The 10687-nt window shown below is 66.9% G+C and carries 12 protein-coding genes and 1 pseudogene; 10 read left to right on the top strand and 3 right to left on the bottom strand.

What is annotated here, in order from left to right; genetic code table 11:
* Positions 1-179: 179 nt before the first annotated feature.
* The 3 genes and pseudogenes from AC1DHL_RS25880 to AC1DHL_RS25870 form a co-directional block, all read right to left on the bottom strand.
* Positions 180-332 (bottom strand): annotated as a pseudogene (locus tag AC1DHL_RS25880) (SDR family oxidoreductase); the annotation flags it as partial.
* A gap of 60 nt (positions 333-392) precedes the next feature.
* Positions 393-1064: an RraA family protein gene (locus AC1DHL_RS25875; RefSeq protein WP_478163851.1), complete on the bottom strand. Its 672-nt coding sequence runs from the start codon at positions 1062-1064 to the stop codon at positions 393-395.
* A gap of 42 nt (positions 1065-1106) precedes the next feature.
* A complete protein-coding gene (locus tag AC1DHL_RS25870; protein WP_478163850.1) occupies positions 1107-2315 on the bottom strand; it encodes an aspartate transaminase in 1209 nt (402 codons plus the stop codon).
* 165 nt (positions 2316-2480) lie between these two features.
* On the opposite strand from AC1DHL_RS25870, the gene nac reads away from it, so the two are divergent.
* The 10 genes from nac (at position 2481) to AC1DHL_RS25820 (ending at position 10624) form a co-directional block, all read left to right on the top strand.
* Positions 2481-3419, top strand: coding sequence for a nitrogen assimilation transcriptional regulator NAC (nac, locus tag AC1DHL_RS25865; protein WP_478103972.1), 939 nt, complete (start codon positions 2481-2483; stop codon positions 3417-3419).
* Positions 3420-3553: 134 nt separating this feature from the next.
* Positions 3554-4003, top strand: coding sequence for an acetyl-CoA carboxylase biotin carboxyl carrier protein (locus tag AC1DHL_RS25860; RefSeq protein ID WP_478163849.1), 450 nt, complete (start codon positions 3554-3556; stop codon positions 4001-4003).
* Between the two features lie 5 nt (positions 4004-4008).
* On the top strand, positions 4009-5361 hold the full coding sequence (accC, locus tag AC1DHL_RS25855) for an acetyl-CoA carboxylase biotin carboxylase subunit (RefSeq protein WP_478163853.1): 1353 nt from the start codon (positions 4009-4011) through the stop codon (positions 5359-5361).
* The gene (pxpB, locus tag AC1DHL_RS25850) at positions 5358-6092 is read left to right on the top strand and encodes a 5-oxoprolinase subunit PxpB (RefSeq protein ID WP_478163848.1); all 735 of its coding nucleotides are present in this window, start codon (positions 5358-5360) and stop codon (positions 6090-6092) included. Before accC ends, pxpB begins: the two co-directional genes overlap by 4 nt.
* Positions 6089-7075 carry a 5-oxoprolinase subunit C family protein gene (locus tag AC1DHL_RS25845; RefSeq protein ID WP_478163847.1) on the top strand — a complete coding sequence of 329 codons (987 nt, stop codon included), beginning with the start codon at positions 6089-6091 and terminating at the stop codon, positions 7073-7075. The genes pxpB and AC1DHL_RS25845 overlap by 4 nt, the downstream gene beginning before the upstream one ends.
* 1 nt (position 7076) lies before the next feature.
* Positions 7077-7466 (top strand): acetyl-CoA carboxylase biotin carboxyl carrier protein, encoded by a 390-nt coding sequence (locus AC1DHL_RS25840; RefSeq protein WP_478163846.1) that lies wholly within the window; start codon positions 7077-7079, stop codon positions 7464-7466.
* 18 nt (positions 7467-7484) lie between these two features.
* Entirely contained in the window at positions 7485-8252 is a 768-nt protein-coding gene (locus AC1DHL_RS25835; protein WP_478163845.1) for a LamB/YcsF family protein, read from the top strand.
* Positions 8253-8352: 100 nt separating this feature from the next.
* Complete coding sequence (locus AC1DHL_RS25830) at positions 8353-9105, top strand: SDR family oxidoreductase (protein ID WP_478163844.1); 753 nt, start codon at positions 8353-8355, stop codon at positions 9103-9105.
* 55 nt (positions 9106-9160) lie between these two features.
* Positions 9161-9862: an amino acid ABC transporter permease gene (locus tag AC1DHL_RS25825; protein WP_478163843.1), complete on the top strand. Its 702-nt coding sequence runs from the start codon at positions 9161-9163 to the stop codon at positions 9860-9862.
* 3 nt (positions 9863-9865) lie between these two features.
* Complete coding sequence (locus tag AC1DHL_RS25820) at positions 9866-10624, top strand: amino acid ABC transporter permease (RefSeq protein ID WP_478163842.1); 759 nt, start codon at positions 9866-9868, stop codon at positions 10622-10624.
* Positions 10625-10687 lie beyond the last annotated feature (63 nt).

The raw sequence follows: 10687 nt of genomic DNA, 5'->3' as shown, positions 1-10687 counted from the left end.
CAAGTCGCCGGGGGCATGAATGACGAGGGCTTCCATGGGCTTTTCTCCTTCTTCCTCAATCTGATGACAGTTCACGAACCCCTTCGCGAAACACCGCGGAACCGGCTCAGCCGGGCCGCTGGTGTTGCCCCCTGCAAGGGGGTGGGCGGCTACACGAAGTGAGCCAACCTGGGGGTGTGCTAAAGGGCTGCGGTGACGCCGCCGTCGACGTAAAGGATGTGGCCGTTGACGAAGCGCGACGCATCGCTCGCGAGGAACACCGCCGCGCCGACGAGGTCCTCCACGTCGCCCCAGCGCCGGGACGGCGTGCGGCCGATGAGCCAGGCGCTGAAGTCCGCATTCTTGACAGCATCGCACTGTGCCTGAACCGGCTGCAACGCATCTGCTCCGACTCAGTTCGGGCAGCGCGCCTCGAGCGCGTCGATGAACGACCGGTCCCAGCGACCTTCCTTCATGGCCCGGATCGTCTCGGCTTCGGTCTCCAGATGCGCAAGCGCCTTCTCGATCAGAAGCTCCGCCTCGTCCGGCGGGAACGCCATCAGGCCGTCCTGGTCGCCGACCACGATGTCGCCAGGATTGACCACCATGCCGCCCACGGAAATCGGCACGTTGATCTCTCCGGGGCCGTCCTTGTAGGGGCCGCGATGGGTGACGCCGCGCGCGTAGACCGGAAACTCGCGGGCGCGGATCTCGGCCACGTCGCGAATCGCTCCGTCGACCACGACGCCCAGGACACCGATGTGGGCGGCGTAGAAGGACAGGATGCCGCCGACCACGGCGTTGTTGAGGATGCCGCCGGCATCGATCACCAGCACATCGCCGGGACGGCAGAACTCGAGGGCGCGGAGGTAGGTCAGGTTGTCGCCGCCGCGAGAGCGCGCCGTGACGGCCGTGCCTGCCATGGTCTGGGTCACAGGACGGTGATAGGGGGTGAGACCCGTGGTGCCGATGTTCCGGTGCATGTTGTCGCTCAGCGCCGCGACGGGTATCTCGCGCAGTGCGGCGAGGATCTTCGGATCGACCTGCGTGGCCGAGGGGTTCTTGCGGATGGCTTTGTAGGGCATGGTGGTTGTTCTTCCTTGAATGGCCGGCAGTGGTTCGCGTGTTCAGCGCAACTCGGCGACGGCACGGGCGATTCGCGAGCAGCCTTCTTCCAGGATGTCGATGGACGTGGCGATGGACAGGCGGAAGTAGGGCGAGAGGCCGTAGGCCGTGCCGGCGACCGTAGCGACGCCGGCGCTTTCAAGCAGGTACATGACCACGTCGCCGTCTTCGCTCAACCGCTTGCCGGCGGGTGTCGTCTTGCCGATCAGCCCGGTGCAATTGATGTACAGATAGAAGGCGCCCGGCGGCGTGGCGCAACTCAGGCCGGGAATCGCGTTGATGAGCGCGAGCGTGCGGTCGCGGCGCTGCTTGTAGACCGCCACGCTCTCGCCAACAAAACGCTGGTCGCCATTGAGCGCTGCCGCTGCGGCGGCCTGGCTGATGGAGCAGCAGTTGCCGGTGGACTGCGACAACAGCGTGTCCATTGCCGTGATCAGGTCCTTCGGCCCTGCCGCGTAGCCGATGCGCCAGCCGGTCATCGCGTAGGTCTTCGAGACGCCGTTGATGACCAGTGCGCGATCGCGCAGGCCGGGCTCGACCGCGACGATGTGCGGCGTCGACTCGCCGTCGAAGCGAATGTGTTCGTAGATGTCATCGGTCATCACCATGACGTGCGGGTGCCGCAACAGCACATCGGCGATTGCGCGATATTCGGCAGCCGCGTAGCTCGCACCCGTGGGATTGCTCGGCGAATTGATCAACAGCCAGCGCGTGCGGGGCGTGATGGCCGCCTCCAGTTGTGCCGGCGTCAGCTTGAAGCCGTTGGCCTCCGGACAAGCGACGACCACCGGCGCGCCTTCGCAGGCCAGCACCATGTCCGGATACGACACCCAGTAAGGGGCCGGGATGATGACTTCGTCGCCCGGTTCCAGCGTGATCGCGAAGGCGTTGTAGATCGCGCTCTTGGCGCCGCTGGTGGCGATGATCTCGGTCATTTCATAGCTCAGGCCGTTCTCGCGCTCCAGCTTCGCGACGATGGCCTGCCGCAGCTCGACCGTTCCGGCCATCAGGGTGTAGCGCGTGGCGCCCTTTTCCATGGCCTCGGCGGCGGCGCGCCGGATGTGCAGCGGCGTGTCGAAGTCGGGTTCGCCCACCACCAGGTTGACGATGGATTTGCCCTGGCGGCGAAGCTCGTTGGCCCGGTCTGCGGCGGAGGTGCTGGGCGATGGCTTGATGCGCCGGACGCGGGCGGCGATGCGGGAGGTGTTCACTGATCTTCCTTGGGGTGGGGAATGCACTGGGGCGTAACGGTACGCAGATCCCCGCGGCTCGGCCAAGACAAGATCGCTCTGGTTCGATAGGCTCAGCTTATGGTGGGGCCCGATAGGCACCCTGGTGGGCCGGTGCTAGGCTTGGCTTTTGCTTGGGGACAGCGCGTGAACCTGCGACGCCTCAAATACTTCGTGAAGATCGTGGACATCGGCAGCCTGACGCAGGCCGCGGAGGTCCTGTTCATTGCCCAGCCTGCCTTGAGCCAGCAACTCGCGACGCTCGAAGGCGAGGTGCGGCAGCAGCTGCTCGTGCGGACCAAGCGCGGCGTCACGCCGACGGAGGCGGGCAAGGTGCTCTACCGCCATGCGCAGATCATCCTGCGGCAGTGCGAGCAGGCACGTGTCGACATGGAAGCGGCCGGCGAGGGCCTGTCGGGGCAGGTGTCGGTAGGCCTCGCGCCCGGGACAGCGGCGTCGGCGCTGTCGCTGCCCTTGCTTCGAACCGTGCGTGCCCGGCATCCAGGCATCCTGCTCTACCTGAACGAGAACTACGGCACCACGCTCAGCGAACTCATCATGAACGGGCGCATGGATCTGGCCGTGCTCTATGGCGACAAGGCGATTCACGGCCTGACCTTCCTGCCGCTGCTCAAGGAACCCCTGTATCTCGTCGGCCCGGCCACCACGCCGGCACCCGCGACGCCGGTGCGACTGGCCGACCTGCGCGACATGGAACTGATGCTGCCGCGACCCTACAACGTCGTGCGCAAGCTGGTCGATGCGGCCTTCGTGCGCGCGGGCATGGTGCCGCACGTGGTCGCCGAGATCGAGTCGGCCTTCACGCTCACCGCCGCGATCGCGGATGGACTGGGCGCGAGCATCCTCCCCGCTTCCATGGCGCGCGAGGTCGTGGCGGCCTGCGGTGCCTGGCAGTTCCAGATCGTCGAGCCAGTGATCGAGGCGCCGCTGGCCCTGTGCCAGTCCGACCATCTGCCGCTTTCCGAGCCGGCGCAGGCGGTCAAGGACATCCTGCTGGAGCTGGTGGTCGACCTCGCCAGCACGGTGGTGTCGACGCCGGAACCCGAGCTCACCGCCTTGTCATAAGCGGGCCTTATCCCGGCACAGCCAATCCGTCTTTGGCTTTGGGCCTGCGGCCCGTTACCTTTCATGCCAGTCGTCACGCGTTCGCGGAATGCGGCGGCCAACAACGATTTCTGTCTCGAAGACGGACCCCCGGCATGAACCAGGAACAGATCAAGACGCTCATCGACGCGCTGGCAGGCTCGGACCTGTCGGAGCTCGAATTCAGCGAAAACGGCTCCACGCTGAGGCTGGTGAAGCAGTCGGCGCTGACAAGCATGCCGCGCCGGCCGACGCAGACGGCAGTCCGCGAGGCGCTCCCTTCCGTCGAAGAGATCGATGAACCCGCCGTGCAGGCGAGCGCGTCGACCGAATGCCTGGCACCGCTGTATGGAGTGGTCCATCTGCAATCGACCCCGGGCGATCCGCCTTTCGTGCAGCCGGGCCAGTCGATCAAGGCGGGCCAGACGCTGTGCGTGATCGAGGCGATGAAGGTGTTCAACGAAGTGCGCGCCGAGCGCGACGCCATCGTGCTCGCAGTCCTGATCGGGTCGGGCGAGGAAGTCGAAGCCGGCCAGCCGCTGTTCCGCTTCGCGCAGGAAGGGTGATGAGCATGTTCGACACCGTGCTGATTGCCAATCGGGGAGAGATCGCACTGCGCATCCAGCGCGCGTGCCGTGGTCTCGGTCTCAAGACCGTCGTGGTGCACTCGGAGGCCGATCGCGATGCGTGCTACGTGTCGCAGGCCGACCGGGCCCTTTGCATCGGACCCGCGGCGCCGGGGCAGAGCTACCTGAACCAGGCGGCGATCCTGTTCGCCGCCGAAGTGAGCGGTGCGCAGGCCATCCATCCCGGCTACGGCTTCTTGTCGGAGAACGCGGGCTTTGCGGAGCGCGTCGAGCAGGCCGGCCTCCGCTTCATCGGCCCCAGCGCGGCCTGCATTCGCACCATGGGCGACAAGGTCGCCGCCAAGCGCGCGATGCGCAACGCCGGCGTGCCTTGCGTGCCCGGGCCAGACGGCGGGTTGCCGGAGGAACCCGAGGCGATCCAGGCCCTGGCGCGCGAAGTCGGCTATCCGGTGATCGTCAAGGCTGCCGGAGGCGGCGGCGGGCGCGGCATGCGTGTGGTGCAAGAGGAGGCGTCGCTGCTCGATGCGATGGCATTGACCCGCGAAGAAGCGCGCCGCGCCTTCGGAAACCCCGAGGTCTATATCGAGAAGTTCCTGCTGCACCCGCGCCATGTCGAGATCCAGGTACTGGCCGACAGCCACGGCCATGCCGTGTGGCTCGGCAGCCGCGACTGTTCGCTCCAGCGCCGTCACCAGAAGGTGATCGAGGAGGCACCGGCGCCGGGCATCGACGAGGCGCTGATCGCCGAGGTCGGCGAACGCTGCGCGGCCGCGTGCCGGCAGATCGGCTATTGCGGCGTCGGCACCTTCGAATTCCTCTACGAGCGGGGCGCGTTCTATTTCATCGAGATGAACACGCGCCTGCAGGTGGAGCATCCCGTGACCGAGATGACCACCGGCATCGACATCGTGCAGCACCAGATCCGGGTGGCACGCGGCGATCGGTTGGCGCTGACGCAGGCTGACGTCCGTTGCCAAGGCCATGCCATCGAGTGCCGCATCAACGCGGAGGATCCCGAGACCTTTGCGCCTTCGCCCGGCCGAATCACCGGTTGGCAGGTGCCTGGCGGCTTCGGCGTGCGTGTGGATTCCCATGCCAACGCAGGCTATCGCGTGCCGCCGTACTACGACTCGATGATCGCCAAGCTCATCGTTCACGGTGGCACGCGCGACGACGCGCTCGATCGCATGCGCCTGGCCCTGGCCGAAATGCAGGTCGAAGGCATTTCGACGAACGTGCCGCTGCATCGCGACATCCTGCGCGACGAAGGCTTTGCCGCCGGTGGCGTGGACATTCACCATCTCGAACGCTGGCTTCAGCAAAGGAGCGCGGCATGAGTTCGCCGGCGACCATTTCCAAGGCGTCCAAGGCCAAGGCGCGCGCAGACGGCAAAGCCCCTGTGGCTGCGCCAGCCGCATCCATCAGCCTGCTGGGCACCACCGCGCTGCTGTTCGAGGCGCCCGGCGAACTGGCGCTCGCCTCGCAGCAGCGCATCTGGGCGCTGGCCCGCGAGACACAGGCGTGGCCCGAAGTGCGCGAGGCCGTGCCGGGCATGAACAACCTCATGCTGACCTTCATGCGACCGCCGCGCGATGCGCAGGCACTCGAAGCGCTGGAGGCGCGCCTGCAGACGGCCTGGGATTCGGCGATTGCGTTGCCCCTGCAAGGCCGCGTGATCGAGCTTCCCGTGATCTATGGCGGCGAAGGGGGACCTCACATGGCGGATGTCGTGTCGCATACCGGGCTGAGCGTGGAGGAGATCGTCGAGTTGCACAGCGCGCCGACCTATGCGGTGTATGCGCTGGGCAGCCATCCCGGCTACTGCTACCTGGGCGGCATGGACCCGCGCATCGCCACGCCGCGCCGCAAGGTGCCTGTGCTGAGCATTCCGGGCGGCGCGGTGTCGATCGGCGGCGCGCAGACCGGCGTGTCGGCCTCCGCGGGCCCCAGTGGCTGGAACACCATCGGGAGCACATCGATGTCCTTCTTCGATCCGACGCAAGACCCGCCCGCCGCGCTTCAGCCAGGCGACATGATCCGTTTCCGGGTCGAGGGGATCGTCCGATGATCGAAGTCCTTTCGTCCGCCGCGCTCGCCACCGTTCAGGACCTCGGGCGCCAGGGCAGCCTGCGCTGGGGCGTCGGCACTTCCGGCGCCATGGACAACCTGGCGCTGGCCGCCGGCAATCTGATGCTGGGCAACGACGCCAACGCAGCCGGCATCGAGGTGCCCGTCTTTCCGTTCAAGGTGCGCTTCGGTGAAGACTGTGCTTTTGCGTTGACCGGCGCCGATTGCGCGGCGCGCCTGGACGAGCAAGCGCTGATGCCCTGGTGGGTTCATCAAGCACGCGCAGGCCAGGTGCTCACGCTGGGCCTGCCACGAGGCGGCGCGCAGCGGGGCAGCCGCGCCATGCTCTGCGTGGCCGGTGGCATCGACGTGCCGGAAATCCTGGGCTCGCGCAGCACCCAGATGCGCGGCGCCTTTGGCGGGCACGAAGGCCGCGCGCTGAAGCGTGGAGACGTCCTGCGCGCTGTGGGCGCGGGGCAGCCGTGCCGGACGGACTTCGGTCTCGTTCCGCCCGCCCTGACGCTGCCTCTGGACATCGACGGCGTGACGGCGGTGCGCGTGATTCCCGCTGCCGAATACATGGGCTTCAAGGAAGCCTCCCGCGCCGCCTTCTGGGCGTGCGAGTGGAAGATCACCGCCCAGAGCGATCGCTACGGCTATCGGCTGGCCGGGGAAACCCTTCGACCTATCGCACCGATGGAAATCCGGTCGCACGGCATCGTGCCGGGCGTGATCCAGGTACCGCACAGCGGACACCCCATCATCCAGATGCGCGATGCGCAACCTTCGGGCGGCTACCCCAAGTTCGGCACGGTGATCGAGGCCGATCTGTGGCGGCTCGGCCAGGCGCCGATCGGGAGCCGCTTCCGCTTCGTCGAAGCCACCTGGGCCGAGGCCGTCGGCGCGTTGGACGAGACCGAGGCCTGGCTCGACAAGGTGCGCCGGGTGGTGGACCTGCATCGCAGTTCGCCGCGAAAGCACTGACATGCCGACGCCGGAACAACTGCGCCAGATGGCCGAATGGCTCGCCGGGACCGACATCGGCCTGCTCGAACTGCGAACCCCGCAAGGCATGGTGCGGCTGGGCCGCAATGGGTCGCCGGCGGGTGAGGTGGTGCAACTGAACGAACCAGCGCCCACCGTCGTGACCGCATCGAGCGTCGGGGCGTTCCTGCACGCGCATCCGCTGCACGAGGCGCCTGTTGTACGTCCTGGCGAACGCGTGACCGCGGGACAGGACCTGGGCCTTCTGCAGATCGGCCCGCTGCTCCTGCCGGTCGACGCGCCGGTCGCGGGCCGGGTGAGCCTCGTGCACGTGGAAACCGGCCGCGCCGTCGGCTATGGCACCGCACTCTTTGACCTGCGCGCCGATTGAATCGAGAAGGACATCGCCATGGACATCGATCTGAACGCCGATCTGGGCGAGGGCTTCGGCCCCTGGCGCATGGGGGAAGACGAGGCGCTGCTGGAAATCGTCTCCTCCGCGAACGTGGCTTGCGGGTTCCACGCCGGCGACCCGGTGATCATGGATCGCACGGTCCGCATGGCGGGCGTCCGGGGCGTCGATGTCGGTGCCCATGTGGGTTTTCCCGATTTGCTGGGTTTCGGGCGCCGCCCGATGCAGATCGACACGGCGGAGCTCACCACCTACGTGACCTACCAGCTCGGCGCGCTCGCCGGCATGGCGCGATCCGCCGGGCATCGCATGACGCACATGAGCTTTCACGGGGCCCTGGGCAACATGGCTGCGGCCGACGCAGCGCTTGCGGGACCGTTGGTGCGTGCCGTGGCGGACTTCGATCCCGCGCTCATCGTCAGCTCGTCCGCAAGCCGTGCCATCGAGGAGGCGGCGGAGCGATGCGGCCTGCGTGTTGCCACCACCTTCCTGGCCGATCGTGCCTGCGACGACGAGGGCCTGCTGGTGTCGCGCAAGCTGCCCGACGCTGTGATCCACGATCGCGACGCGGTGCTGGCGCGTGTTCGCCAGTTGCTCGACGACGGCACTGTCACCAGCTACAGCGGCAAGCGGATCCCGATGAAGGTCCGCTCGATCCTGCTGCACGGTGACACGCCGGGCGCCGTTGCACTGGCGCGAGCAGTGCGCGACGTGGTCGAGGCAGGCGGCCGTGTGGTGCCGATCTCCCGGCAGTTGGCGCAGTGATTCGCGACATAAGGACGGCTTATCTCTCCACAGACATTCCGTCTTGGCGCTGGTTCTCGGTGCTGGATACAGTGAATTTCCTTTAACGAAAGACGCAAAGATGCCGTTTTCTGACTACAAGACCGCGCTGGTGACGGGCGCCTCATCGGGCATCGGGGCCGCGGTCGTCGAGCGCCTGTGCAAGGAAGGCCTGCAAGTCCACGCACTCGCGCGCAGCGCCGACAAGCTGGGCGAACTGGCCGAGCGCACGGGCTGCATTGCGCACGCCATCGACGTGGGCGACCTCGACGGCATCACGCGCCTGGCGCAGGAGGTCTCTTTCGACGTGCTCGTCAACAACGCGGGTGTCGACCGGCCCGGGTCGATCCTCAAGGCGGACGCCGAAGGCATCGACCTGCTGGTCGACGTGAACCTGCGCGCCGTGCTGCACCTGTGCAGGCTCGTCGTGCCGGGCATGGCAACGCGTGACCGGGGCCACGTGGTCAACATCAGTTCGATCGCCGCGGCCTACAACTTCAACGGCAACAGCACCTATCACGCAACAAAGGCCGCAGTGAGCATGCTGTCGCGCCAGCTTCGCATCGACCTCTTCGGCAAGCGTGTGCGGGTCACGGAAATCTGCCCCGGACGTGTCGCCACGGACATCTTTGCCCATGTGCACGGTGACTCCGAGGAAACGCGCAAGCGCTTCGTCGAAGGCTTCGAACTCCCGCAGGCCGAGGACATCGCGAACGCCATCGCCTTCGCCATTGCCGCGCCGATCGCGGTGAACGTCGGCCACATGGAAATCACGCCGACCCTGCAGGTTCCCGGTGGGCTGTCCACCGCCCGGCCGCAAGCGCCGCAGGCCTGAGCTTCGCGGCCGCACGATCTCCACACCCCAGTAACACCACGACGAGGAACGGAGCATGAAAGACTTCGACCTGATGGCGATCCTGCTCAAGCCGGAGTTCGGCGCCATGCTGCTGCACGGCGTGGAAATGACGCTGAAGATCGCGGCCGGATCATGGCTCCTGGCCATGGCGATTGCGATCTTGCTGCTCGTCGTACGGCTGTCGACCAGCCGCATCGCCGAGCGCGCGGTCGCGGCCTATGTCTCGTACCACCGCAATGTGCCGACGCTGGTGCAGCTGATGTTCTGGTACTTCGGCATCTTCAGCGTACTGCCCGATGCGCTGCAGACCTGGCTGTCCGAGCACAACGCGGAGGCGCTTATCTCCATCGTGGCGCTGGGCTTGTGCCAGGCGGCGTATTTCAGCGAGGACATGCGCTCGGGCCTGCGCTCGATCCCCAGCGGGCAGGCCGAGGCCGCGCGGGCGCTGGGCCATGGCTACATCGGATCGATGCGCCATGTCATCTTGCCGCAGGCGATCCGGAACGCGATCCCGGCGCTGGTCAATCACACGGTGTCGCTCTTCAAGAACAGCAGTCTGGCCATGGCCATCGGCGTGGCCGAGCTGACCCACGCGGTCAAGGAAATCGAAAGCCAGAGCTTTCGCGCCTTCGAGGCCTACAGCGTGGCCACCGTGCTCTACCTGGTGCTGTCGCTGGTCATCATGGCCGTCGGCGCGTGGGTGGCGCGGCACTACCGCATCGCGGAAGCGAGGTAAGCCATGTACAGCGTCTTCGAGATCCTGCGCGACAACTGGCTGCTGCTGCTCGTCGGCCAGTATCCGAGCGGTCCGCTGGGCGGCATCTGCGCGACGCTGATCCTCTCGGTGCTGGGGATCACGCTGGCCTTCCCGCTGTCCGTGCTCCTGGCGCTGGCTCGCCTGTCGCCGTGGCGGCTGCTGAGCTGGCCGGCCGCGGTGCTCGTCTACGTGGTGCGCGGCATTCCGCTGCTGATGGTGATCCTGTGGGTCTACTTCCTCGTGCCCGTCCTCATCGGGCGCGAGGTCTCGGGGTTCACGACCATGCTGTGCACGCTGGTGATCTACGAGGGGGCCTACTTGTCGGAGGTCGTTCGCGCCGGCATCCAGGCCTTGCCCAAGGGGCAGGTCGAGGCGGCGCGCGCGCTCGGCCACAGCCATCTCGGAACGATGTGGTACGTGATCCTGCCGCAGGCCCTCTACAACATGCTGCCGAGCATGCTGAGCCAGTTCATCTCCACGATCAAGGAAACGACGCTCGGCTACGTGATCAACGTGCAGGAACTCACTTTTGCCGCGAACCAGATCAACAACCAGTTGCTGACCAAGCCGTTCCAGGTGTTCTTCATCCTCGCGATGACGTTCTACGTGGTGTGCTTCAGCCTGACCCAGCTGGCGCAGTGGGTGGAACGCCGAATCGCCCACAAGCGACGCGGCGTCTCGCCGGGCAAGGCCGCCGACAGCCAGACATCGCTGCCGTCCCCGGTGGCAGCCAATCCCTGAGGCCGCGCACGACGGCACCCCTGACCCAGGAGACAGACCCATGAAGACCGCAACCGGCCCAGG

It is taken from the genome of Variovorax sp. 10L426, from assembly GCF_056395305.1.
The sequence above is the reverse complement of the archived record's forward strand: the minus strand, read 5'-3'. Positions and strand labels throughout refer to the sequence as shown.